This is a genomic window from Variovorax boronicumulans, assembly GCF_030812215.1.
Taxonomy (GTDB): Bacteria; Pseudomonadota; Gammaproteobacteria; order Burkholderiales; family Burkholderiaceae_C; genus Variovorax; species Variovorax boronicumulans_C.
Genome location: NZ_JAUSSG010000002.1, coordinates 243,381 through 265,255, shown reverse-complemented (window position 1 = coordinate 265,255; position 21,875 = coordinate 243,381). Strand labels below are relative to the sequence as shown.

At 63.0% G+C, this 21,875-nt stretch carries 25 protein-coding genes; 7 read left to right on the top strand and 18 right to left on the bottom strand.

Translation table 11 applies throughout. From position 1 onward, the window contains the following. Nucleotide 1: 1 nt before the first annotated feature. From J2W23_RS07445 to J2W23_RS07435, 3 genes are all read right to left on the bottom strand, one after another. Nucleotides 2–430, bottom strand: a complete 429-nt coding sequence (locus J2W23_RS07445; protein WP_307648244.1) for a hypothetical protein — start codon at nt 428–430, stop codon at nt 2–4. Nucleotides 431–468: 38 nt separating this feature from the next. Continuing rightward, nucleotides 469–843, bottom strand: coding sequence for a hypothetical protein (locus J2W23_RS07440; RefSeq protein ID WP_307648243.1), 375 nt, complete (start codon nt 841–843; stop codon nt 469–471). Between the two features lie 67 nt (nt 844–910). After that, a complete protein-coding gene (locus J2W23_RS07435; RefSeq protein ID WP_307648242.1) occupies nt 911–1,387 on the bottom strand; it encodes an Imm30 family immunity protein in 477 nt (158 codons plus the stop codon). Nucleotides 1,388–1,762: 375 nt separating this feature from the next. Here J2W23_RS07435 and J2W23_RS07430 point away from each other — a divergent pair, with 375 nt between their 5' ends. Next, complete coding sequence (locus J2W23_RS07430; RefSeq protein WP_176658103.1) at nt 1,763–2,122, top strand: hypothetical protein; 360 nt, start codon at nt 1,763–1,765, stop codon at nt 2,120–2,122. 151 nt (nt 2,123–2,273) lie between these two features. Here the strand turns inward: J2W23_RS07430 and J2W23_RS07425 are convergent, their stop codons facing one another. Together J2W23_RS07425 and J2W23_RS07420 are read right to left on the bottom strand one after the other, a co-directional pair. Further along, nucleotides 2,274–3,077 (bottom strand): alpha/beta fold hydrolase, encoded by an 804-nt coding sequence (locus J2W23_RS07425; RefSeq protein ID WP_307648241.1) that lies wholly within the window; start codon nt 3,075–3,077, stop codon nt 2,274–2,276. Nucleotides 3,078–3,095: 18 nt separating this feature from the next. Next, entirely contained in the window at nt 3,096–4,067 is a 972-nt protein-coding gene (locus J2W23_RS07420; protein ID WP_307648240.1) for a Bug family tripartite tricarboxylate transporter substrate binding protein, read from the bottom strand. A 115-nt stretch (nt 4,068–4,182) separates the two neighbouring features. On the opposite strand from J2W23_RS07420, the gene J2W23_RS07415 reads away from it, so the two are divergent. Continuing rightward, complete coding sequence (locus J2W23_RS07415; RefSeq protein ID WP_307648239.1) at nt 4,183–5,118, top strand: LysR family transcriptional regulator; 936 nt, start codon at nt 4,183–4,185, stop codon at nt 5,116–5,118. Between the two features lie 239 nt (nt 5,119–5,357). Here the strand turns inward: J2W23_RS07415 and J2W23_RS07410 are convergent, their stop codons facing one another. Further along, complete coding sequence (locus tag J2W23_RS07410) at nt 5,358–6,251, bottom strand: DMT family transporter (RefSeq protein WP_307648238.1); 894 nt, start codon at nt 6,249–6,251, stop codon at nt 5,358–5,360. 223 nt (nt 6,252–6,474) lie between these two features. Here J2W23_RS07410 and J2W23_RS07405 point away from each other — a divergent pair, with 223 nt between their 5' ends. After that, on the top strand, nt 6,475–7,884 hold the full coding sequence (locus tag J2W23_RS07405) for a DUF2130 domain-containing protein (RefSeq protein ID WP_307648237.1): 1,410 nt from the start codon (nt 6,475–6,477) through the stop codon (nt 7,882–7,884). Between the two features lie 57 nt (nt 7,885–7,941). Here J2W23_RS07405 and J2W23_RS07400 read toward each other — a convergent pair whose 3' ends face one another. After that, nucleotides 7,942–8,424, bottom strand: a complete 483-nt coding sequence (locus J2W23_RS07400; protein WP_176656712.1) for a hypothetical protein — start codon at nt 8,422–8,424, stop codon at nt 7,942–7,944. Between the two features lie 126 nt (nt 8,425–8,550). After that, a complete protein-coding gene (locus J2W23_RS07395) occupies nt 8,551–9,258 on the bottom strand; it encodes a phytanoyl-CoA dioxygenase family protein (protein WP_307648236.1) in 708 nt (235 codons plus the stop codon). Between the two features lie 359 nt (nt 9,259–9,617). Between J2W23_RS07395 and J2W23_RS07390 the strand changes: the two genes are divergently transcribed. Continuing rightward, nucleotides 9,618–10,184 carry a phage protein GemA/Gp16 family protein gene (locus tag J2W23_RS07390; RefSeq protein ID WP_307648235.1) on the top strand — a complete coding sequence of 189 codons (567 nt, stop codon included), beginning with the start codon at nt 9,618–9,620 and terminating at the stop codon, nt 10,182–10,184. A gap of 42 nt (nt 10,185–10,226) precedes the next feature. Here J2W23_RS07390 and J2W23_RS07385 read toward each other — a convergent pair whose 3' ends face one another. From J2W23_RS07385 to J2W23_RS07370, 4 genes are all read right to left on the bottom strand, one after another. Then, entirely contained in the window at nt 10,227–10,655 is a 429-nt protein-coding gene (locus J2W23_RS07385; protein ID WP_176656715.1) for a VOC family protein, read from the bottom strand. Nucleotides 10,656–10,785: 130 nt separating this feature from the next. Then, a complete protein-coding gene (locus tag J2W23_RS07380; protein ID WP_307648234.1) occupies nt 10,786–11,172 on the bottom strand; it encodes a VOC family protein in 387 nt (128 codons plus the stop codon). Between the two features lie 223 nt (nt 11,173–11,395). Next, nucleotides 11,396–12,808: an alkaline phosphatase PhoX gene (locus tag J2W23_RS07375; RefSeq protein WP_307648233.1), complete on the bottom strand. Its 1,413-nt coding sequence runs from the start codon at nt 12,806–12,808 to the stop codon at nt 11,396–11,398. A gap of 237 nt (nt 12,809–13,045) precedes the next feature. Next, on the bottom strand, nt 13,046–14,572 hold the full coding sequence (locus J2W23_RS07370; protein WP_307648232.1) for an HD domain-containing phosphohydrolase: 1,527 nt from the start codon (nt 14,570–14,572) through the stop codon (nt 13,046–13,048). On the opposite strand from J2W23_RS07370, the gene J2W23_RS07365 reads away from it, so the two are divergent. Beyond that, complete coding sequence (locus J2W23_RS07365; protein ID WP_307648231.1) at nt 14,532–15,386, top strand: DUF308 domain-containing protein; 855 nt, start codon at nt 14,532–14,534, stop codon at nt 15,384–15,386. The two genes, J2W23_RS07370 and J2W23_RS07365, sit on opposite strands and share 41 nt — an antisense overlap. A 14-nt stretch (nt 15,387–15,400) precedes the next feature. Here J2W23_RS07365 and J2W23_RS07360 read toward each other — a convergent pair whose 3' ends face one another. From J2W23_RS07360 to J2W23_RS07345, 4 genes are all read right to left on the bottom strand, one after another. Next, nucleotides 15,401–15,847 carry a hypothetical protein gene (locus J2W23_RS07360; protein ID WP_307648230.1) on the bottom strand — a complete coding sequence of 149 codons (447 nt, stop codon included), beginning with the start codon at nt 15,845–15,847 and terminating at the stop codon, nt 15,401–15,403. A gap of 75 nt (nt 15,848–15,922) precedes the next feature. Then, nucleotides 15,923–16,960 carry a hypothetical protein gene (locus J2W23_RS07355; protein WP_307648229.1) on the bottom strand — a complete coding sequence of 346 codons (1,038 nt, stop codon included), beginning with the start codon at nt 16,958–16,960 and terminating at the stop codon, nt 15,923–15,925. Further along, the gene (locus J2W23_RS07350; protein ID WP_307648228.1) at nt 16,957–17,967 is read right to left on the bottom strand and encodes a hypothetical protein; all 1,011 of its coding nucleotides are present in this window, start codon (nt 17,965–17,967) and stop codon (nt 16,957–16,959) included. The genes J2W23_RS07355 and J2W23_RS07350 overlap by 4 nt, the downstream gene beginning before the upstream one ends. A gap of 166 nt (nt 17,968–18,133) precedes the next feature. After that, complete coding sequence (locus J2W23_RS07345; protein ID WP_307648227.1) at nt 18,134–18,421, bottom strand: hypothetical protein; 288 nt, start codon at nt 18,419–18,421, stop codon at nt 18,134–18,136. Between the two features lie 455 nt (nt 18,422–18,876). Here J2W23_RS07345 and J2W23_RS07340 point away from each other — a divergent pair, with 455 nt between their 5' ends. Beyond that, nucleotides 18,877–19,545 carry a hypothetical protein gene (locus J2W23_RS07340; protein WP_176656720.1) on the top strand — a complete coding sequence of 223 codons (669 nt, stop codon included), beginning with the start codon at nt 18,877–18,879 and terminating at the stop codon, nt 19,543–19,545. A gap of 94 nt (nt 19,546–19,639) precedes the next feature. Further along, nucleotides 19,640–20,650, top strand: a complete 1,011-nt coding sequence (locus J2W23_RS07335; protein ID WP_307648226.1) for an OmpA family protein — start codon at nt 19,640–19,642, stop codon at nt 20,648–20,650. Nucleotides 20,651–20,655: 5 nt separating this feature from the next. Here J2W23_RS07335 and J2W23_RS07330 read toward each other — a convergent pair whose 3' ends face one another. Together J2W23_RS07330 and J2W23_RS07325 are read right to left on the bottom strand one after the other, a co-directional pair. Next, nucleotides 20,656–21,300, bottom strand: coding sequence for a hypothetical protein (locus J2W23_RS07330; RefSeq protein WP_307648225.1), 645 nt, complete (start codon nt 21,298–21,300; stop codon nt 20,656–20,658). Nucleotides 21,301–21,346: 46 nt separating this feature from the next. Continuing rightward, entirely contained in the window at nt 21,347–21,841 is a 495-nt protein-coding gene (locus J2W23_RS07325; protein WP_307648223.1) for an Lrp/AsnC family transcriptional regulator, read from the bottom strand. Nucleotides 21,842–21,875: the final 34 nt, after the last annotated feature.

The following is a 21,875-nucleotide window of genomic DNA, read 5'->3' as shown; positions in this document are numbered from 1 at the left end:
GTTAGCTCTCGACCTGTCGAACCGGGATTCCTTGCCTCAACGCTTCGGCTGCCACTGCTCTACCTTCAACCTCATCTTCAATGAGCAGTGCCAACTTCGAAACTTCGTTGAACGGCAGGTAACCACTGCGGTCCAGCGCCTGCTCTTCCACACGTAGGCCGCAGTCCCAAAGCGTCTCAATCAGCCTTCGGGCTTCCCGGGACTCCATTTCGCCGAGGTCGATGCGCCGACGTCCGCGAAGCTGCAGGACAGCTTGCTGTGCAGGCAGTGCAGTGAATTCGGGCACCACACGGCGTAGTGCCTGGATTTCTAGAGGAGTCGCTCCGGGCTCATCAAACAGCACCGCGATCGTCGATGTCTGGCGATGGACCTGCAAAAGTACCCAGCCTGGCTCGGTGCCGTCCCATAAGTGACTGTAGTTCGACATCATGCAGGGCTCGAAGGACTGGTTCTGGCCGACAGTCGCCTCTACTTCGGATTGACCGACGTCGACTTTATTGAGCCGTCAGCGCCGACGACGATAGAGATCTGGCCTCCCAATTGGGACTGCCTATCACCAACATACCATTCACCAGATTTGCGGCCGATAGAAAAAGCCGGGCCCCATCGGAGGCCCTCGCGCAGGGCGTGGCTTCTTGCCGCGCGAAAGGCTGCCACTGCATCCAAACCATCGGTATCGTCAATCAGCTGGCCATCGCTCTGACGAAATCGGAACGTCACTTCAGAATCAAATGTCACATTCCATTCCCCGCCTTCAAGATTCCACCAAAGGGTCGGTAGTGTGTCGCCCCAACGGGAACGGCCTATCTCGATGGCTTTTAATAGTGCATCTACCTCATCCATTGTGACTGTCCGCTCCTTGTCCACATTGTGCCGTCGCAAATGACCGGTGTTGGCCGACAACCGTCTGTCACGCAGCTTGCGCCGCGAGCATGACAGCAGTGGTTTTGGCCAAAAACGTTGGGCTTCGTTCGTTGATGCGCTCGCACAACCACAACGAAGCTTGCTTCGTCGGCGAATCGGTCTCGCGAAGCTTTCGAACAAGCGCAGCTCGGGCAGACGCACTGTTCAGAACACGCATCAGCACTATCGAAGCCCACTTGGGAGCTCTCGCTCTCATGTCAGACAGGACCTGAAGAAGCCCTGCGACGTATTCATCGTCGGTGAACGCCTCTGCCACATGGATGAGCGAGAACATGGCTTCGTCATAGTCGGCCTCGTCATCCAGTAATAGAAGAAGCGGCCCAATATAGGCAGCAGTGGGACGGGCAACGAGGTCTGCCAGCGCTCGGTCAAGCGCTTGAACCGCGCTGGCACCGCGCATTGCAGCAGCACACCGAACCTCGCGAATCGTGGCGTCAACTTCAGCAGCGCCAGTCATTTTCATTGCGCTCGATCATGGATATGAGCCCTCGATTTTGGATGGATCCGCTGAAACCAAATGGTCGCGGTGGGGCGAATTCTGCCTCGCCGTCGACTGGCCGGTCTCGGCCGACTGTAGTCAAGGCGGAAGCGCAAGCGAGGTGCCGCTGGAGGACAACTGGAGAGGTGTGACGAACTTCCGGTATTGGCCGACTGTAGCCGGTCGCGGCGCCGTCGCGAAAGTGCCAACACCCGTCATCGTCGAGAGCGTACAGCGTTCACTCGAATCCTTGGATGACGGTCTGACCTTAGGATAGTTATCCGACTAGCGCAGCCGGAATTCGTATGCATCAGCCATTGCGTATGCGAAGCTAGATGCGTTCATCCCTTTGAGTGCGTAATGGTCAAAAAAACAACCGAACAGAAAAATGCAGAGGAGCGTCGCTACATTGCTGCCAGTGCTGCAGCTAATGCAGTTGAGCTCGAGCCTTTTTTGGCTGACCCCAATCAAGCTATACGCGCCACGGCGGCAATGAACCCGGATGCAGACGCAGAGATCTTGGATCGTTTCGCGAATGACAAATTCTGGGGCGTACGAATGGAAGTGGTGCGCAATGCCAACGTCAGCCAAGCCACCCTACGCAGGCTGCTGGAGTCTGACACGCGCAAACGCGGAGTGGTGCACCACGCAGCGCGCGCGAAGTTGGAAGAGCGCGGTGTGGAATTTGGTGTTGATGGCATGCCGGAAGATGCGGCGTAGAAAATAACGCCCCGTTTCCCGCGCTCTCTTGGTGTGAATGCGCCGCGAACGTCGGCTTCACGAATTTGGCCACCTCGGCGAATGTCTGGTTGCGCCGATAGTACCCATTCGCGCGAAGCCGAGGGATGTCAGCAATCGCTGCACAGCAGACCTAGGAGTCGGCGCGTCGTCTCAAGAAGTCGAACACCGTCTGGTTGAACTCCAGCGGCTTCTCGAAGTACGCAGAATGCGCGGCCTCCTCGACGACGACGACCTCGCTCCCTGGCAGGCGCTGGCCGAGTTCGCGCATGACCGCCGGCGGAACAATGGGGTCTTCGGCGCCAACGAGAAACATCGTCGGGCAAGCCAGCTGGTCGATCTCTGCGACGGCGAGCAGGTTCTCGGGCTGGTTCAGGCGCAGTACGGCCTCGCGCCAGGCTTCGGGCGCAATACTGTGAGCGCTCGGGTTGAAGTGGTTGATCTGCGCGTAAAGCGCTGCAAGCGCGGGCTGCGCCTTCAAGAACCAGGCGCCCAGCGAGCGCTGCTCGATGCTTACCGCGGAAACTGTCTTGAAGCGCCGCTCGATGCTGTCGACCAGCGTCGGGTGATCGATGGCCAGCGACGTGTCGCACGCGACGAACGCGGCGACGCGCTCGGGATGGCGCAGCGCGAGCCGCAACCCGATCATCCCGCCGAGCGATTGGCCGACGACCGTCGCGCGCTCGATGCCTTCGCGCGCCAGTACCGCCAAGGCATCGCCGACGAAGAGCTCCAGCGAGAACTCCTCCGGCGGCGCCACCGAACGACCGAAGCAGCGGATGTCCATCGTGAGACAGGTGTACTGCGGCGTGAAGGCCGGCAATTGCTGCCACCAGGTGGCGGCGTTCGAGCCGGCACCGTGCAGGAACAGGATCGCCGGGCCGGCGCCGTGGCGCTCGTAGTAGATGTCGCGTTTGTTCGATGTGACAAAAGGCATGAGGGATGGGCTCGGGTTTCAGTTGGCCTTGAGTTGCAGGCTGCGTGTCAGTGCACCCCAGCGCTCGGTGTCGCTCTTGACGACGCGCGTGAACTCGTCGGGCGTCATCGTCATCGGCGTGATGCCTTCGGCGTCGAGCTTCTTTTGCAGCTCCGGCCTCATCATCGCTTCGCGCACTGCTTCGTTGACCTTGCGCACGACTTCGGGCCGCGTCTTCTTCGGTGCCGACAGGCCCACCCAGGAGATCACCGTCAGCTGCTTGTAGCCCAGCTCCTCGAAGGTCGGAACCTGAGGGAGCTCGGGGGTGCGCTTCGGGCTGGACACGGCCAGCACCCTGAGCTTGCCGCTCTGGATGTACTGCATCGACCCGCTCGGCGGAATCACGGTGACAGCGACCTGGCCTCCCAGCACATCCATCAGCGCCGGCGCGCCGCCCTTGTAGGGGATGTGCACGAACGAGGTTTGTGTCGCCTTCTGCAGCAGTTCCATCAACAGATGGCCGGTGCTGCCGGCGCCCGAGCTCGCGTAGTTGATCGCGCCTGGCTCGCGTCTGGCGCGGGCGATCAGATCGGCGAAAGACTCGATGCCGGACTGGCTGTTGACCACCAGCCATTGCGCGCCGCCGCCGATCATGGCGACGTGGGTGAAGTCATTGACGATGTTGAAGGGCACGTTGTCGTACATGCCTTGGGCGATCGTGTTCACCATGCCCGTCATCGTGAGCGTGTAGCCGTCGGGTGGGGCCGCGGCGCCCGCCTGGGCGCCGATGATGTTGCCAGCACCAGGCTTGTTGTCGATCACCACCGGTTGTTTGAGCAACGACGCCAACTCCTGCGCAAGCGGTCGCATGGTGCGGTCGTAGGCGCCGCCGGGCGGGGTCGGCACGATCACCCGGATCGGCTTGGATGGCCAGACCTCGTCCTGCGCATGGGCCGGAAAGGCGCCGAGCAGGCAACAGACAACCGCGAGCAGCGGCCATGGTTTTTTCACGTTTTGTCTCCTGTGCGTGGCTTGCTGCCCGCTGTTTGTGGAGTTGCCATCATCCCTAAGCAAGCTATCGGCGACAAATTAAAAACAGCGATCTCCCATTAGACTTGCCGATACCTTGAGCCATGACGCATCCGTCCTCTTCAACCGCCTGCTCGCGCGCGGCAAGTTTCGGCATGTGCAGATCCTCTTGAAAGTGGCAGAACTGGGCAGCCTCCAGCGGGCGGCGGACTCGATCGGCATGACGCAGTCGTCGGTGACCCAGGGCCTCGCGTACCTGGAACGGCTGCTGGAGGTTCAGCTCTTCGAGCGGCATGCGCGCGGCGTGCGGCCCACGCAGGCGTGCGAAGACCTCTTGCCCGTTGCGCGTCGCATGCTGATCGGCGTCGCCGACGGCGCCGAGGTCGTCGCCGCGCGACGGCAACGCATCGGCGGCGCCATCCGCCTCGTCGCCTCGGTCGGCGCGATGAACGGGCTCCTGCTCGACGTGCTGCCTCGCTTCGCGCAACGGCATCCGGATATCACCGTTCACCTCTCGGAAGCCGAAGGGGACGATCAGCTGCTGGCCATCGCACGTGGCGAGGCAGATCTCGTGGCATGCCGACGGCCTCCCGTGATCCCGGAAGGCTGGCACTTCATGCCGGTGCGCGAAGATCGTTTCGCCGTCTTGGCGCGCGCAGACCATCCGCTGGCGCGCAAGCGTTCCCTGGGCTGGCCGCAACTCGTCGACGAGACCTGGCTACTCGCCCCCGCGGGTTCGGCCGCCCGTGAGCGATTCGACGAATTGACCGCGAACCTGCCTCACCCGATCCGCACCTATCCGGTCGTCACTCGCTCAACGGCCATGTTGTGGTGGCTCTCGCAGCAAGAAAACCTGCTGTCGTTCCTGCCGCTCAACTTCGTGCGGCCCCTCCTCGATGCCGGTTTGCTGCGCGAGTTGAAGCTACGGCCGCTTTACATGCTCGAGCCACTCGGCTTGATGTGCCCGATCGCAGGACCGTTCGGGGCGTGGCGGCAACTGGTCGACTTTATGAACCCTGAAGTACCGCATTGACAGAGTTTGCGCTGGGCTCGCGGCGCTGCTGTCGATCTGCACCATGGCGCGTGGGGCCGGCCTCGGGCGGTTCGACCTGATCCTTTCGAGCGGTCACCAGGACCGATGTCCGCTCATGGCCGACCGTAGCCTCTCACCGCGTCCAGAGCTTCCACCCCAACCCGTCATCCAGCCATTCAAGATCCTCGCTTGAACCCGCCACAACAACATGTGGCTTCACATACGCGCTTCGCCACAATTCAAACCGCCTGCCGCTTCTTCTCCGCAGACCTCGGCGCCTCGCTTCGCGCCAACCACAGCCCGCTCGCAATGATCAGCGCGCCGCCGCCCAGCGTCCATGCATCGGGCGTGGCTTGCCAGAACAACCAGTCCAGCACGAGCGCCCAGGCGAGGGCGCTGTATTCGAAAGGGGCGATGGCAGCGGCCTGTCCGTGCCGGAAGGCCTCGGCGATGGCCAGCTGGCCCAGAAATCCGCTGATGGCCAGGCCTGCAAGCACCCACGTGTGCCCGGCCTGGATCGGCACCCATTGCGGTGCCGACAGCAGACCGCCGCCGACAGCCATGCCGGCCGTGGCCCAGAAGACCAGCGCGGCGCTCGGTTCGGTGCGGCTGATGAGCCGGCCCAGCACGTTCGACAGCGCATAGCAGACGGCGGCCACCAGGATCGCCACGGCACCCGCCGAGAGAAAAGCTCCCTGCTCGGGCCGCAGTGCGATGACGACGCCGATGAAGCCCAGCCCGATGGCGATCCAGTGCCGCGGCTGGACCGACTCGCCCAGCATCGGCACCGCGATGAGCACCATCAGCAGCGGAGCGATGAAAGTGAGGGTGTAGGCCTCGGCAAGGCCCAGGGTCTTCAGGCCGTGGACGAAGAGCACGAGCATCGTCATGTTGAGCACGGTGCGCAGCAGGTGCAGGCGCCAGCGCGTTCGGCGGTTGAAAACGCCGGCTGCCTCGCGCCGCCAGGCGATGTACAGGCACACCAGGGGCAGGGCCGTGAGACCGCGCAGCGCCATCACCTGCACCGGCGGATAGTGCCCGGCCAGGTTCTTGAGCAGTGCGTCCATGCAGGCGAAGAAGGCGCAGGCCAACAGCATCGCGGCGATGCCGCGCAGGGTTCCGGTCGAGTGCATGGGCGGGGTGGTGGCCAGGGGAAGGGACCTGTTCTTGACCGCCTGGCAGAGGCGCCGCGGATGTCTGGTCCTGGCCGACGGCGCAAGTCTAGCCTCGGCCATGATCCGGCATTCACCCTCGTGGCACGATCCGGCCCTGAAGCAATCGCGGCGCGGGCCATGAAACGAATCGAGGCCAGCCACGCACATGCAGGTTGCACCCCACACAAACGAGTAATCAGTCATGCATGAAATCATCTGCCCGCACTGCGGGAAAGCATTCAAGATCGACGAGGCCGGCTACGCCGACATCCTGAAGCAGGTTCGCGACAGCGAGTTCGACAAGCAACTGCACGAGCGCCTCGAACTGGCCGCGCAGGACAAGCGCAATGCCGTCGAGCTCGCCCAGGCCAAGGCCGCCAGCGAGTTGCAGGCCGCGGCTGCAGCCAAGGACGCCGAGATCCAGCAGTTGAAGGCCAGCCTCGATGCCGGCGAGGTCGCGCGAAAGCTCGCCGTGAGCGAGGCCCTGGGCGCCATCGAAAAAGAACGCGACGCGCTCGCCAGCGAACTCGAGCAGGCCAGGCAAGACAAGCGCGCCGCCGCCGAGCTGGCCCAGGCGAAGCACGCGAGCGAGCTGGAGCGGGGCGCCGCCGCCAAGGATGCGGAGATCCAGGCCCTGAAGGCCAAGCTCGAAGCCATCGAGGTGGCGCAGCGCCTTGCGGTCACCGAGGCCGTGAGCGCGGTCGAGAAGGAGCGCGACGAACTCAGGAGCGGCCTCGGGCGGGCCGAGCTCGAGAAGCAACTCGCCGAGAAGTCGCTCAAGGACAAGTACGAGACGCAGATCAAGGACCGCGACGACGCCATCGAGCGCCTGCGCGACATGAAGGCGCGCCTGTCCACCAAGATGGTCGGCGAAACCCTCGAGCAGCACTGCGAGACCGAGTTCAACCGCATCCGGGCGATGGCGTTTCCGAGGGCGTACTTCGAGAAGGACAACGACGCGCGCTCCGGCAGCAAGGGCGACTACGTCTTTCGCGACGCGGACGAGGCGGGCACCGAGATCGTCTCGATCATGTTCGAGATGAAGAACGAGAGCGACCGCACCGCCACGAAAAACAGGAACGAGGATTTCCTGAAAGAGCTCGACAAGGACCGCACCGAAAAAGGCTGCGAATACGCGGTGCTGGTCTCCCTGCTGGAGCCCGACAGCGAGCTCTACAACACCGGCATCGTCGACGTGTTTCACCGCTACCCGAAGATGTATGTCGTGCGGCCGCAGTTCTTTCTTCCGATCATCACGCTGCTGCGCAATGCGGCGATGAACTCGCTCAAGTACAAGTCGGAGCTCGCGCTCTTCAAGGCGCAGAACATCGACGTCACGAACTTCGAGAACGAGCTGGAGACGTTCAAGAACGCCTTCGCGAAGAACTACGACCTGGCCTCCAGGCGCTTCCAGACCGCCATCGACGAGATCGACAAGTCGATCGACCACCTGCAAAAGACGAAGGAGGCGCTGCTCGGCACCGACCGCAACCTTCGCCTGGCGAACGACAAGGCGCAGGACGTCACGATCAAGAAGCTGACGCGGGGCAACCCGACGATGGCGGCCAAGTTCGCCGATCTGAAGAAGGATGCGCCGCCCGACGCCGGGTGAGCCGCGCCATCCGCGCACGGGGCGAGCGCTTGCCTGCTGCTGCTTCTGCTTTTTCTTCTACTTCTTGCGCCCCTGCTTGCTGAACCCTTCGTGGTCGGTGTGCGAGACCTTTTCGCCGGCCGAGCACTCGCTGCTGAACGTGACCTTCTGCGAGTCGCCGTAGTAGGTGGCGTACAGGTGCCACAGCTGGCCGTCCAGGCCGAAGGTGATGTGCAGCTGGAAGTTGGAGCCCCAGCGCGCGCTGCCCGTGCCGACTTTCTCGACCCACTGGTGCAGGCCCTTGATCACGATCACGTTGCGCACATCCGAATTCACATAGTCGCCCAGCCTGCTGGCGCCGACGCCGCCCGGGCAGCAGTTCTGCGCGCCGGGACGCGCGAACAGCTCCTTCATCTTGGCTTCGTTGTTGTAGTCGTCGATCAGCATCTTGTCGTAGCTGCGGCCCGGGTTCAGTCCCAGCAGGGCCGTGTTGTTCCATGCCCTGTGATTCGTGTAGTTCCGATAGAGCAAGCTCGTTCCATCGTGGAAAGTCAGGGACATCGCGACACTCCAGTGAAGCCGAAAGTACGAATTCTTATCGGGTTCTTTTTGCGGATGAAGTCGTCCAAACGGCCTATGTCCAACCGCTCGCGGGCCCGCCTTGCCGGTCGTGCGCCGACAGTGATTTCAGGTGTTCCTGGAGAAAAAGCAGCGGGCCGTTGCCATCATCCGCACGTTCTTCGTCGAATTGACCGACGGCGTGTGCAAGAGGCGCAGGTCCATCAGGAACACGTCGCCCGCGCGGCCCGACATCTCGACGATGCCGATGCCCAGTTGCTCGAGATTGCGCGCCAGGTCCCCAGGCGTCTTCAACGCCTCCCGCAGCCGCGCGGCCGAAGGCTGCCCCGGCGCGCCGGCGCGATGCGATCCGGCCAACGCCAGGGTTGCGCCGCCGCCGGGCGCCACGTCGTCGATCAGGAAGAAGGCCTGCACGCCCGGCAGCGGGTCTTGCGGCCTGGCCGCGATGTCGACATGCCAGTTCAATCCCTCGAGCGTCGAAGCGCCCTGGCTCGGCGGCGACAGCAGCAGTTGCGTGTCCTGAATCGCAGAGGGCGCGCGCCCGCCAAGTCGCGTGACGCAGTCGATGAGGCCAGGCGTTACCAGCGCCTCGTGCAGGCCCGGAGCCTTCACCAGCGCCGACAGCTTTCCGATCTGCTGGAAGAGGGGGAGCCGTTGCAGCGAACCCGGCAGGCCCTTGCCTCCGGGCACCGCCTTCAGCCGCTTGAGCTCGTCGAGCAGCTTCTGCCTGACGCCCGCCACCTGCTTCTGCGGATGGAAGCCTTCCAGCCGTAGATAACCTTTGTCGACGAACAAGGCGCCTTGGAATGATTTCATCGCTCGGACTGCAATGCATCCTGCTTGGCGGGCCAACAACGCTGCCTGCGCGCCCGCCGCTCTGTTTTTGAAGATGCCGATTCAAAGATGACCGCGTTGTGCCGCAAGATTTTGCGGCTTTCGCAAATTTAGTCACGCCTGCAAGGGAGACGGACTCACGCAAAGAGACGTTGTTCTATTTCGACCTCTTGTTCGTGACCATGAATCTACAACTTCCGTTTCTCGCGTCTGTCGATTTCACGCCGCATTCACCGCGTCGTCAGCGATTTCCAACCGAGGCCGTTGGACTTCATTGAGCGACTGGTGCAACATTTGTTGACTGGTCATTTAACTAGTGAACAACAAAAGAAGACAAATCGATGGGCAGTATTACTTTCCGCTTCGGTTTTCGGCCTGAACGCCGAGGCGCAGCGGCGCGGCGCTCTATCGAAACCGCGGAAAAAGGGCCTGACCGCGACGAAGGCGCACGGGGCGTTCCGGTAGCGGGAGGCCCTGCCGGCAACGACCGCCGAGAGGACACACGGCCCGAGGCCCGCAAAGTGCGTGCGCTGTGGCTGTTGCTGCATGCCCTGGGCCAGATCGAGAATCCGTCCGAGGCCGACCTGGCAGCCTATGTGAAGCGCATCGCATGCACCGATGACATGACCTGGGCCCGCAGCATCGCCATGCGTCGCCTCATCGAGATCATGAAGAAGCGGGCGATGCGCGCCTTGCCGGGCGTCGTCGACGGCTTGCGCTGCACGATCGACAAGGCGGCCGACAAGGGCCATCTGAACGAGTGGCAGCTGCAGCTGCGCCGAGAGGCCGACAAGGCGCTGCGCGCCAGCGATGGATTTCCAGGCTATTGGGCCGCGTGGATGGCCCTCACTGAGGCGCTGGGCATCCCGGTCGCCGCCGAGATCGCCGAATTGGGCGTCAGGAAATAAGCAGAGCAGAAGCGCGGCACCCCGTGAGGCGCCGCGCAGCGATCAATACCTGATCCGCACCGAAGCCGCACTCCGCTCGGCTTCGCCATGAAACACCGCTTCGATGTTGTTGCCGTCCGGGTCCAGCGCAAACGCCGCGTAGTAGCCGGGGTGGTAGGGGCGCTCGCCCGGCGCGCCGTTGTCCGTTCCGCCATGCGCCAATGCGGCCTTGTGGAAGGCATCCACCATCGCCCGGTCCTGCGCCTGGAAGGCGATGTGATGGCGCCCGGTCAGTTGGCCCTGCACCTCCTGGCTGCCCGGCGCCGACACGAACAGTTCATCGGCCCAGAAGTTGTGCGCGTCGGAGCCGCCCATGGGGATCTTCAGCACGTCGAACACGGCCGCGTAGAAGGCCTTGCTGGCAGCCAGATCGCGAACCACCAGCCCGATGTGATCGATCAGGCGGCCGCGGTGCAGTTCTTGTTTCGTCATGAGGGGGCTCCTGGCGGTTGAGGTCGGAGCGACGAAATTTACCAGCGCCCCACGCGCCCGGTCGGCATGAACCCGCAGTGACGACGAACGCCGGTCGAGCGGCGTCGGGCCGGCGTCCGGCGCGTTGCCGCTACCCCTCTGCGATGTCTTCGTGAATGCAGAGGAAGTTTCCCTCGGTGTCCTTGAACCACGCCGCCTTCTCCGAGCCGAGCACGCAGACGTGGTCGACGGTTTTCAGATCGGGGTAGTCGTAGTCCTCGAACACCACGCCGGCGCGCTTCAGGGCCGCGATGCTGGCGGCGATGTCCTCGACCTGGAAGCTGATCGCCGTGTGGTCGGCCTTGGTTCCCTCCGGCTTGGGGAACAGCGACAGCGTGCTGCCGCCCACCGTGTAGACGAACTTGCCGTCGGGCCGCAGGCCTCCGGGCTTCAGGCCCAGGCACCCCTCGTAGAAGGCGCGGGCGCGGTCCATGTCCTTGACGGGGAGCATGGTCGTGACAGACGAGTCGGACAACATGGGAGGTCCTTTCGTACAAGTCGGCACAGCGGTGGTTGCTCGGGCCATCACCTTGGCTGGTCGGCCGGAATTCAGCTTACGCCGACAACCGCGGCTACGCCATATGGCGAACCGCATCGGCCGCAGGATCGACCGTCGCCGATCGGTCTTCCTGCGCCGGGCCGAACCAACGAGAGAGCGAACGAGCGAGCAAACGCCTCGCCTCGCGTCGCCCCGCCTCGCCTTACTTCGCCGCGGAGGGCAGCGTGATCTCGAAGGTGATGCCGCCTTTTCCGGTGCCGCGCTGCGAGCTGAAGTACAGCCGCTTGCCGTCGGGCGACAGGGCGGGGCCGACCACCTCGCTGTCGTCGTGGCCGACCAGGCGCACGAGCGGTTGCGAGGTGCCCGATTCCATCCGCAGCACGCCGATTTCCAGGTTGCCCGCGTCTTCCGCCACCAGGATGTCGCCGAGCGCCGAGATCGTCAGGTTGTCCGGCTCGTCGATCGAATGCGTGGCGGGGTCCTTGTTCATGCCGTCGTAGATCGCCTCGAGCGTCTGGTTCTGCGTGTCGTAGGCCCAGATGTGCGAGTTGTAGGAGGTCACGAAGTACACGATGCCGTTGAAGAACCAGATGCCTTCGGCCTTCCGGAACCCGGCGCCCGGCGGCGTGAGGCCCGCGGTGCGCATGCTCGCGCGCACGCCGGCCTGCGGCTTCTCGGGGTTGACGACGTCGAGCCATTCCACCGGCAGGGGTTGGCTGAAGTCCTTCGCGTACGGCTTGGCCGGATCGGCCAGGTCGATGTCGCTCGCGATGTCCTTGATCTTGAGCACCTCCAGCCGGCCCGTCTTCATCGCCGCGCGCGGGGCGCCTTCGGGCCAGTCGCTCGCATCGCAGACGAAGCGGTAGATGCGGCCAAGGGATGCGTCTTCGGTGAGGTAGAGCGTCTTGTGAACAGGGTCCACGCACACGGCCTCGTGCGCGTAGAGGCCCAGCGCCGGCAGGCTCGGGGCGCTGCTTGCGTCCACCCAGGGCTTGGCCGGGTCGCACTCCCACACCATGCCGCTGGAATGCTCCTCGCACGACAGCCAGGTGTTCCAAGGCGTGGGGCCGCCTGCGCAATTCGACGACGTGCTCTTCAGGATCGCATACGAATCGACCACCGTGCCGTTGGCGTCGAAGCGCAACGCGCCCACGCCGCCGCCCTTGCTGCCGATTTCGGAATTGCTCACGTAGATCCAGCCGCCGTTGTCGGTCGGATAGCAGGCTCCGCCATCCGGCGAGCCATGCCATGCATAGCTGCCTGCCGCGACGGTGCCCGACTGCGCGACGATGCGCGAGGTGAAGCCCTTGGGCAGCATCACGCCATTGGCATCGGCGGGCTGCAGTTCCGAGAACTCCGCGAACGGGCTCTTCTTCACGACGGGCGGCTCGACCGGGGGCTGTGCGGCGGGCGGTGCCGGAGCGGGCGAAGGTGCGGGCGGCGCACCGGCAATCGGCGGGAAGGCAACGCCGTTGCTGCCGCCACCGCCGCAGGCAGCGAGAAAGGCCGGGAGCGTGACCACGCCCGCTGTCGCGAAGCTCTGCCGCAGGAAGGCGCGGCGTTGGGGAAGATCGAGGGGAACCGTGGGGAAGGGCGCGCTCTTTTCGTTTTTCATCGTTGGGTCAGGTTGTACTCAGGTCGTTTGAAGGCGCGATTCTTCAGTGCCGACATGAAGGGTTCGTGACGATGAAAGCTTGCGCGCGCGGCCGGGCGGCAGCGATTCCGCTTGCGAAGTCTTTCGACTCCGGCGCGAATCGCATCCTGGTTGCACTGGCTGCAGAAAGAAAAAAACAGAGGCGCCACGGCGCGCACTGGCTGCTTGCTCCGCTATCGACCGGAGCCCGCGCTCAACTCAGATCAGCCCGCGGGTCGCCGCCTTCAACGTCGCGGCCGCGCGCGTCGAACATTCGAGCTTGAGGAACACCCGCTCGACATGCGTTCGCACCGTGCGCGGGCTGATGCCCAGCGCGCGGGCGACTTCCTTGGTGTTCTCGCCCTTGCTGATGCAGCGCAGCACCTCCAGCTCGCGCTCCGACAGCGACTGCTCGCCGCGCTGCTGTTGCTGCTGCAGCTGCTGCAGCTGCTGAGCCACTGCGGATTTCGAAGGCGCACGCGACATCGCGCAGGCGAGCAGCGCATCGACAACGTTCTGATCGAAGCGGCCCGCCTCGACGTCTTCCTTCATGCAGCCCAGCGCTTGGGCTTCGGTGAACTCCGCCCGCCACGGACGCCGCGTGCGAAGAGAAACCCACCGCTCGGCCGCGGCGACGAACTGCGCCTCCGGCGGCATCGCCGTGCCCGACCGGCCGCGGAAGTAACCCGAGCCATCGCGCCGCTCGAAAGCGAAGGAGGCGATTTCCGCTTCGGCCGCGAGCCCGTCGATTTGCCCGGCCGCACGCGAGGTCCAGTACGGCACGAGCCGCAGCCGCTCCAGCGAAGAGGCCGGCAGCGGCTCCGGCGCGTTCCAGATCGCGTTGGGCACCGACGCCCGCCCGATGCCGTGGATCAGCCCGGCCTTGTACGTGCGGTGGCACTGGGCCTCGTCCAGGCCCGCGCGCGCGCTGCCGTCGCGCGCCAGCTGGGCCACGCGGCGGGAGTAACCCGTCATCCACGGCAGCTTGAGATCGATCACGTCGCCCACCAGCTCCAGCCCGACGCGCTGAAGCATCGACGCCGGCTGCTCGGCCGCGTCGGTCCACGGCGGGGTGGGCGCATCGAGCGCTTTCATCCACGTCGCGACGTGGGGCGTGCTGGCATCGACCAGCGCGCCCGGGTACACGCTGTTCGCGCGCCCGCGGGCCAGCGTGAGCGCTTCATCGAGCCCGTAGAGGCGGCTGAAGATTTCGAGATCGCTCGCCAGCGCCACCACGTACGTGGCGAGCGGCACGTCGTCGCCTTGCAGCAGCCCCGGCACGCCGCCGCCGTCGTAGGTCTCGAAGATCGCACGCAGCGCCGCTTCGGTGTCGGGGAGCAGGCCCAGCGTGTTCGCGATGTCGCCGGCGATCTCGCAATGGATGCTGGCCATGTTGAGCATCGCGCCCGGTATCGCCGCGCTGCGCGGCTGCTGATGTGGTTGTTGCTGCTGTTGCGGTGCGCGCGGCTTCTGCGAGGCAAGCATGGCTTGCCGGCCCTGCACGTCGTCGTCCAGGAAGTCCGCGAACTCCTGCGCATTGGCCGTGCAGCCCGACCAGCGCAGCAGCGCGACATGCCGGGCGGCCTCGACCTGCGAAGGGGCGCAGCGGGCCTCTGTCGCGATCATTCCCGCGAGCCACGCGGTGCGCAGCGAATGGTCGGTCGGCTGGCCCATGCTCAGGTCGCCGATGAAAGCGAGCGCGCGGATGGCGTCGAAAACGGCGATGGTGGTGGTGTTGTCTGGCATCACGGAGGGCGGGGCGGGGCGGAGGGGGGCAAAAGCACAGCATCGCACAGCCCGTTTTTTCGGGCCCCTGTCGGTCATTCGACCGATACCGCGCCGGGGGCAGCGTCAACAGAATTGGCTGCAGCCGCTCCGCTCCAGGGGCGACGAGTTTTTCTTCCTCTTTTTCTTTTTCTTCTTCTCTTTTCCCAATCTCGCGGCCTTGACCGCCATTGCCATGCCAGACACCAACCAGCCCCAACTTCAACCGCTTCAACAACGAGCCGCGTGGCTGCGCAAGCTCTACTTCACTCGCGCGGCTTTTTCCTTTGTGTGGGTCGCGCTCGCCTTCACCGTCGCCAAGGGCTCGCCCGTCGTGGCGAGCGTGCTGCTCGTCGTCTATCCCGCATGGGACGCGCTGGCCAACCTGTGGGACGCCCGGATGACCGGCGGCGCCAAGGCCAACCCCACGCAGATGCTGAACGTCTGGATGAGCGCGCTGGTCACCGTGGCCGTGGCGGTTTCGCTGGGGCTCAAGCTGCAGCTCATTCTGGCGATCTTCGGGGCGTGGGCGATCGTTGCGGGGCTGCTTCAGCTGGCGACGGCGATTCGTCGGCGCAAGAGCGAGAAAGGGCAGTGGGTGATGATGCTCAGCGGGGCGCAGTCGGCGCTGGCTGGCGGGTTTTTTGTGGCGCAACAGGGGAGTGCGGCGCCTGTGGTGCAGACGTTTGCGGGGTATGCGGCGGTGGGGGCTGTGTACTTTTTGATTTCGGGGCTTGTGATCCTGTTTCGAAGTGCCAAGGACGGGGCTGGTGGTTTCGCTTCCGAGCGGGGCTGATGTGGATATCGGCCTCAGGCAAAGCGTCGGCCCCATTCGAGAAACCGATCTCGAAATGTTGCAGCATCAAAGCCGCCAAGCTTTTCATTGTCGACAAGCACTACCGTCGACACGTAAAGCAGTGAGAAGACGTACAGCAAGATTTCATCTTTCGGAAGCCGAGCAATGAGTCGAAAGTTAGGCCTGACGCTGTAGTGGCCCACGTTGAATTTGTCAGGCAGCGACGGTAGTCCAAAACGGGAGCGGCCAGATACTCGTTTTTGCATCCGCAAGGGGTACCGGTCCGCGCCATCAGCTCGGGCGCCGTGCTTGTAAAGCTCCAAGTCAATCCAAAGGTGCTCCATTACCCCTCCATATTCGCCTTCGAGCCATTTACTGAGCTCTGCGAAGGGAGAGCTCAGGGCGATGGCTATACGAGACATATCTGGGCTACAGAGACTGGCGTGAATGCCGACTTTCATATTTGGCTTCCGGCTGACTGAAAAAATCATCACGGGTTGTCGATCTATCCAGGCGTCTCAATATTTCCTCGGCATTCAATTCTTCGGCCCGCCCATGCGGCGACGTTTCCATATAAAGCCGTCCGCCAAATAATGATGAAAATTCAAAATAAGGTGTGCAATAAGAACGGTTGGAAATCCCAGCCAAAGCAGGCTTTCACCAATTCTGTCGGCAATGACATAAAAAATAGCTCCTAAAGCCAAGCATCCCAGAAAAAATGCTGCAGGGCGCTTCAAGGTCTCGGTCAATGGCCTCGGGAATGCTAGAGCGCTCTCCAGTTCGCCGCCATTGTCAATCGTGTTGGTATTGCCGCGTTGTTGGCGGTAGACGAATATCAGATACTGAATATTGTGCCAAACATTGACTATCAGCCAGCCCAGGGTAATGTCGTTGATCAAGATGTAGCTGACCAAGGAAATTAACAAATGGGAAAATACAAAACTATTGAAGGTATTGTTCTTCTGATCTGTATTTTTGTAGCGCCATAGGCGAGCAAGCCAAAATAACGCGCTGGTAACAGCCACACCTCCTATCGCAAAGGCCAGCTCTTGCGGAACGGGAGGCAGCCAAATCGGATATCCCAGGAAGCTTTCTGGCGCCTGTGCACTGCGATGCAAGTATCCCCACAGGGGGAAAATATAAATCAAAAAATAAGGCAGCCTTTGATTGGGCGCCTGCAGTCGGCGGTCGTGGCGCCTTGCTATTCCATAACTCTGGCGAGTCACATGAAACGCCTGAAGCACAAAATAGAGAGCCAGCAGCCCGGCTGCTTCATAGGCAAGTGCGATGATTGTCAAGCCTGCCGCTATTAAAAGCGGAGCGGCAAAAATCAACACCCAATGAGTTTTGATACTCGACGAAATCTGGCGAATGCGCGTGTAGGTTGCAATAAGGTGAGGATTGGCAAACAGCCATATATCAATATAAAGAACGGCCAGCATCATGGGTGCAGACAACGATGCCAGCACTCCGGCTGATAAAGCCGTAAACATATTGATATAGACAAGCCAATGCTCTAGCCGCGGCATTGCAATGCCGGTATTGCCAAAGACGGGCTGCGCCTGAGTCGTCATGTCACGACGATCGGAGTGGGCGGAGGGGGAGGCGAGCCAAGGGGTGCCGGTTTGACTGGGACTGAAAATACGGAGCGAGGTCGCAAATAGCGCGCGAGATCAGTTCGCATATTTTCGAATGCCGTACTCCTGGCAGCTGAAAATCTGGACTCGAGGGTTGCGCGGTTTAAAATCCCGGACAAACCCGCCGGAGGAAGTCGCTGGTATGGGTTGTATTGTTCGTCAACCTCGCAGGGATAACAGTGGCCGTTTGCATCGTACTGGCTGCGGATGCTCAATTTGTAAACGGCGCCGCCGTCTTTGGCTGGATCTATGGGAAAGCTGAAAGTCAAACCGAGTTCGGGAGCCTTTGAGTCGATATCGCCGTCAATCGGAATGAAGCCGGCATTCCTGTATGCACTGAAAATGAGTTCTTTGAGATCAGGCAAACTAATTCCGGTGTACGAATTGCCAAAACGATTTAGCTCGCCTTTCCATTGAGGCTTGTAGCCGAAGCCAAACGAAGGATCCAGGTGCTCGCGCCCGCTGGATTCGAGATTTGAATACGCCTTGTCGATTGCCGGAACGAGAAGTGCGCTTAGATCGTATTGCGCCATCCACGGGAGTGCTCCGATTTCTGCAGCATTGCTGACTTGGGCAAATCTTAAAAAGCACGGGTTGCACTTTTTTCTGCCGTCAAGTAACTCATCGGTGGATACAAGGATTTTTGGCTTTGATCCTATTTTTGGATCAAGAGCAAATTCGAATTGAATAATCGTGGATTTGTTTTTTTGTTCGTCTACAGCAATGAAAGTGAAGCCCGAGGCTTGAAAAGCCTTGCGGACCATTGATCTGAATTCGGCGGCGCTGATATTTCGATAGGCGGCAGCGGGGAAAGCAGGTTGCCCGAATCTGTAATTCAAGGATAAAACGCTATCCAATGAAAAAGATTGGGCGGAGGCGGCCAATCCACCCAGCAGAAAAAATCCGCCAGTCAAAGCCTTGCCAACACCGGAAGTAATTGCCATGTGCGCTCCCTCTTGAAAAATGGACCGTCTGCGCTTGTTCTTGCCGCTTTTTTCTTTTTTGCAGCGGGCTGGCGGGTTGAGTCCGCCGCCGCATGCTGCCACAGGCGACCGTCTGTCGGAAGCGGTGCCTGCGCATGCGCCGTCAGCCGGCGCATGCGCTTATCAATCAGGCCGGCCCAGCCCGCTCGCTCAAGCACCGCTGATGCAACTCCGCCGCCTGATCCACCATATCCGCCGCGAGCCACATCACGTTCCCCAGATGCTTGGGGCCGTCGCCGCCGGACCAGTCGATGCCTTCGCCGTAGCAGCACCACAGCAGCGACTTCAATTGCTCCAGCCTGTTCTCCAGAAGGTCTGCCGCGCTGGGTCCGTCCGTGATGGTGGGGGCGGTGCCGCTGGGCGACTTGCTGCGGGGTGCCGGTGCAGGGGGGCCGGCCATAATTCGTTTAGCCATTTGTTGTGCTCGCTTTCTGAGTAGTTGCACGTCATGTGGTTAGACGGCTGGGGTGCTGACACACCTCGGCCGTCGCCTTTTGTGCCTCGCGTTTCCCACCGAGTGCGCATCGCACCGATGGCCCGCCGCGAGGCGAAGCGGTCATTCTTCAAAGCGTGTCGTGAGCGGCGCCTTCTTGCTCCCTACAGTGGGTCGCCGAACGACAGGGGCGTCCACTTTAGAGAGAGTCCGCGCGGGCGGGGAAACTGAATGCGCTAGTAAGTCGCGGATCGCGCGGGTTTCGCTTCGTCGCTGCGCGCCGTGCCGACAGGCGGTGCGATATCGCGCACCAACGGCGGTGGGCGCATGCCGGTCGACTGCCAGTCCGCCTTCTCCAAGCCGGCGCGCGGCACTGCCAAAGTACGCATGACTTTGTGCACTTGCCAGGCGAGAAGACGCCCCGACAATCCATCGCCATGTCTGCCACGCCACCTTCACCGTCCTCCATCTACCCGCGCATCAAGACGGCGGATTTCCTCCAGTGGGTCCAGCCGATGCTCGACGAGATCGAGGCGCGGGGCGGCGATCGCGAGGCGCAGACGCCCGTGGCCTATCCCTTTGCGGGCGACAGCGGCCTCTTTGTGACCTACGCGATCGACACGCCGACCCAGTTCGTCACGCTGACGCAGGAGGGCATGGATCAGCTGGGCCTCGACCCCGCGGAGATGCATCGCCAGGCCGTGAGCAACATGTTCGAGAAAGTGGCGCCGCAACTCGGCATGCAGGACCTGGTGCTCTACAAGGCGTTGGTGACCGGCAGCGACTTCGAAGCCTGCATGCTCCTGCTGCCGGAACTCTGGCACCAGTTCGCCCAGGACTTCCAGGGCGAACTGCTGGCGGTGGTTCCGAGCCGCAACGTCGTCTATTTCATGGACAGCAAGGCCAGCTTCAGCGCCTCGGGCGAAACGATCGGCGCCGAGAAAATCCTCGATCTCATGTGCGCCGCCGCCGCAGACGTCAAGGCGGAGGCGGGCGCGCACGGCCTGTCGGACAAGGTGTTGGCGCTGGGCCCGCAAGGCTGGCAGGTGCGCGGCAGCTTCGAGGATCACGCGTCGTCGTTGCAGCACGGCGGCACGCCCGGCTGACAGGGCGCGCAGGCGGCATAGGCCGTCCGTCGAATGCACAGCGGCGTGTGCTCTCTCTAGCATTCGCAGCGTTGCCGCTCTTCCCGACGCTTCAATGAAAAAGCTCGCTTTCGTCGCCGCCGCGGCCCTGCTCGGCCTGGCCGCCTCCACCGCCTCCACGGCTTTTGCCGCCGCGCCGCCCGAGAAAGACCACCCGCTCGTCGGCCGCTACGAAGGCGCGGTGCTCGACGGCACCAAGGTCACGGCCTACGACGAAGTGGGCCTCATCAAGGAGCCGTTCCAGAACTGGGGCGGGGGCAAGCCCGATCTGCTGAAGCTCGAAGGCAAGGTCTCGCTCTATCACTACAAGCTGCCGGCCGGGCGGTCGCTCCTCGAAGTGCAGCGCAACTACGAGGCGAGCCTGAAGGCCAAGGGCTTCGATGTGCTCTTCACCTGCGGCACCGCCAACGCCACCTGCTACCAGAAGCGCCCCAACAGCGTGGACACGACCACGCCCTACGACTTTGCGCTGGCCTTCGACGACCCGGAGTGGCCGCGCCTGGGCAAGAGCGGCGACTACGTGCGCAACTATTTTTCGGTGAGCGGGCGTTATCTGCTCGCGAAGAAGACCGGCCCCACCGGCACCGTGTACGCCAGCATCGCGCTCGCCGAGCACAACGCCGATGTCGGCAGCCACGCCTTCGTGCGGGTGGTGGAAGCCAAGGCGATGGAGGGCGACAAGATCGTGTTCGTCGACGCATCGGCCATGCAGAAAAGCCTGGCCGAGACGGGGCGCATCAACCTCTACGGCATCCTGTTCGACCTGGACAAGGACGTGATCCGCCCCGAGTCGCAGCCCACGCTGGACGAGATGACCAAGCTCATGCGCAACAACCCGCCGCTCAAGCTCTCGGTGGTGGGGCACACCGATGCGCAGGGCGAGGCGAAGCACAACGACGACTTGTCCAAGCGGCGCGCGCTCGCGGTGATCGGCGTGCTGGTGAAGGCGGGCGTGGACCCGCGGCGCTTCACCACGCGCGGCGCGGGCGCGGCCGAGCCGGTGGCGCCGAACGACAACGAGGCGGGGCGCGCGAAGAACCGGCGGGTGGAGCTGATCCGGCTCTAAGGCCGTCAGCCCTTCAGTACGGTGAACTTCGAGGACCAGTTGCCCGGTGCTGCATCGACCAGTGCGTTCAGGTGCGCCTGCAGGCGGCCGGCGATGTCGGGCAGCGTCGTGCCTTCGGCCAGCGGCTCGTTGCCGCTGATGACGTCGATCCATTCGTCGGCATCTTCGTCGCCGGCTTCTTCCGGCACTTCCCATCCGCCCGCGGCGCCGAGCAGATAGCGCAGGTGGTATTCGATGGCGAAGCCGGGCTCGACCGTGCCTTCGCGGCGCACGCGCGCCAGGCTGGCGATGGAAGCGGCCAGCGACGCGGTGCTGAAGGTGCGGCTTTCTTCTTCGGTCGCCAGCTCGGAGCCTTCGACGGCATAGCCCGCGAGCTCGCGCCAGTAGGCCTCGTCGTGCGCGCCGTCGCGCTGCGTCATGTGCTGGCTCGCGAAGCGCGCGGCGAGGTCGATGTCATCGATGAGGGGCGAGAGCACGAGGTCGCTGCTGAAGTCGAAGCCGAAGAAGTACATGGTGCCGTCGAGCGTGACGGCCTCGATGGCGCCGACGTGCCCCTTGCGTCCGGCAAGGGGCAGAGGAACGGCGGGGCCGGTCTCGCTGGGGGCGGCGGCCGGGGCCGGCGGCTTTTTCTTCTTGAAGAAATCGAACATCCGAAGATCCTGTGGGGGAGTTCAGGTCAACGCGATGCCCGCACCGTCAGATGACGGGCACGCTGGTTTCCTTCAGCACCCGCAGCACGAAGTGCGATTTGCTGTGGCGGATGCCGGGGATCTTGTAGAGCTTTTCGCGCAGCAGTCGCTCGTAGTCGCGCGTGTCGCGCACGGCGATGCGGATGTAGTAGTCGTAGTCGCCGGAGACGAGGTAGGCCTCCTGGATCTCGGGAATGGTCGCGAGCACGCGGCCGAAGTCGTAGAGGGTTTCGTCGGTGTGGCTCTCCAGCGTGACCTGCACGATCACCGAATCGTGATAGCCGAGCTTGGCCGGATCGACGTCGACGGTGTAGCGCTTGATGACGCCCTGCGCCTCTAGCTTCTTGATGCGCGTCCAGCAACTGGTGGGCGAGAGGCCGACCTCGTTGCCGATTTCCTGCAGGGTCTTGCGGGAGTCGAGCAGCAGCACGCGGAGGATGGCCATGTCGATCTTGTCGAAAGATCCTTCTTCAGATGGTGCTGTTTTCCGATTGGTTTTCATAAATGGGGCCAAAAGAGCCAAAAGAATGAAGCAA

Coding starts and splice junctions, on each gene's coding strand:
- J2W23_RS07445 (WP_307648244.1), bottom strand. CDS start 430: ATGATGTCGAACTACAGTCACTTATGGGACGGCACCGAGCCAGGCTGG.
- J2W23_RS07440 (WP_307648243.1), bottom strand. CDS start 843: ATGGATGAGGTAGATGCACTATTAAAAGCCATCGAGATAGGCCGTTCC.
- J2W23_RS07435 (WP_307648242.1), bottom strand. CDS start 1,387: ATGAAAATGACTGGCGCTGCTGAAGTTGACGCCACGATTCGCGAGGTT.
- J2W23_RS07430 (WP_176658103.1), top strand. CDS start 1,763: ATGGTCAAAAAAACAACCGAACAGAAAAATGCAGAGGAGCGTCGCTAC.
- J2W23_RS07425 (WP_307648241.1), bottom strand. CDS start 3,077: ATGCCTTTTGTCACATCGAACAAACGCGACATCTACTACGAGCGCCAC.
- J2W23_RS07410 (WP_307648238.1), bottom strand. CDS start 6,251: ATGCACTCGACCGGAACCCTGCGCGGCATCGCCGCGATGCTGTTGGCC.
- J2W23_RS07405 (WP_307648237.1), top strand. CDS start 6,475: ATGCATGAAATCATCTGCCCGCACTGCGGGAAAGCATTCAAGATCGAC.
- J2W23_RS07400 (WP_176656712.1), bottom strand. CDS start 8,424: ATGTCCCTGACTTTCCACGATGGAACGAGCTTGCTCTATCGGAACTAC.
- J2W23_RS07395 (WP_307648236.1), bottom strand. CDS start 9,258: ATGAAATCATTCCAAGGCGCCTTGTTCGTCGACAAAGGTTATCTACGG.
- J2W23_RS07390 (WP_307648235.1), top strand. CDS start 9,618: ATGGGCAGTATTACTTTCCGCTTCGGTTTTCGGCCTGAACGCCGAGGC.
- J2W23_RS07385 (WP_176656715.1), bottom strand. CDS start 10,655: ATGACGAAACAAGAACTGCACCGCGGCCGCCTGATCGATCACATCGGG.
- J2W23_RS07380 (WP_307648234.1), bottom strand. CDS start 11,172: ATGTTGTCCGACTCGTCTGTCACGACCATGCTCCCCGTCAAGGACATG.
- J2W23_RS07375 (WP_307648233.1), bottom strand. CDS start 12,808: ATGAAAAACGAAAAGAGCGCGCCCTTCCCCACGGTTCCCCTCGATCTT.
- J2W23_RS07365 (WP_307648231.1), top strand. CDS start 14,532: ATGGCGTCGAAAACGGCGATGGTGGTGGTGTTGTCTGGCATCACGGAG.
- J2W23_RS07370 (WP_307648232.1), bottom strand. CDS start 14,572: ATGCCAGACAACACCACCACCATCGCCGTTTTCGACGCCATCCGCGCG.
- J2W23_RS07360 (WP_307648230.1), bottom strand. CDS start 15,847: ATGAAAGTCGGCATTCACGCCAGTCTCTGTAGCCCAGATATGTCTCGT.
- J2W23_RS07355 (WP_307648229.1), bottom strand. CDS start 16,960: ATGACGACTCAGGCGCAGCCCGTCTTTGGCAATACCGGCATTGCAATG.
- J2W23_RS07350 (WP_307648228.1), bottom strand. CDS start 17,967: ATGGCAATTACTTCCGGTGTTGGCAAGGCTTTGACTGGCGGATTTTTT.
- J2W23_RS07345 (WP_307648227.1), bottom strand. CDS start 18,421: ATGGCTAAACGAATTATGGCCGGCCCCCCTGCACCGGCACCCCGCAGC.
- J2W23_RS07340 (WP_176656720.1), top strand. CDS start 18,877: ATGTCTGCCACGCCACCTTCACCGTCCTCCATCTACCCGCGCATCAAG.
- J2W23_RS07335 (WP_307648226.1), top strand. CDS start 19,640: ATGAAAAAGCTCGCTTTCGTCGCCGCCGCGGCCCTGCTCGGCCTGGCC.
- J2W23_RS07330 (WP_307648225.1), bottom strand. CDS start 21,300: ATGTTCGATTTCTTCAAGAAGAAAAAGCCGCCGGCCCCGGCCGCCGCC.
- J2W23_RS07325 (WP_307648223.1), bottom strand. CDS start 21,841: ATGAAAACCAATCGGAAAACAGCACCATCTGAAGAAGGATCTTTCGAC.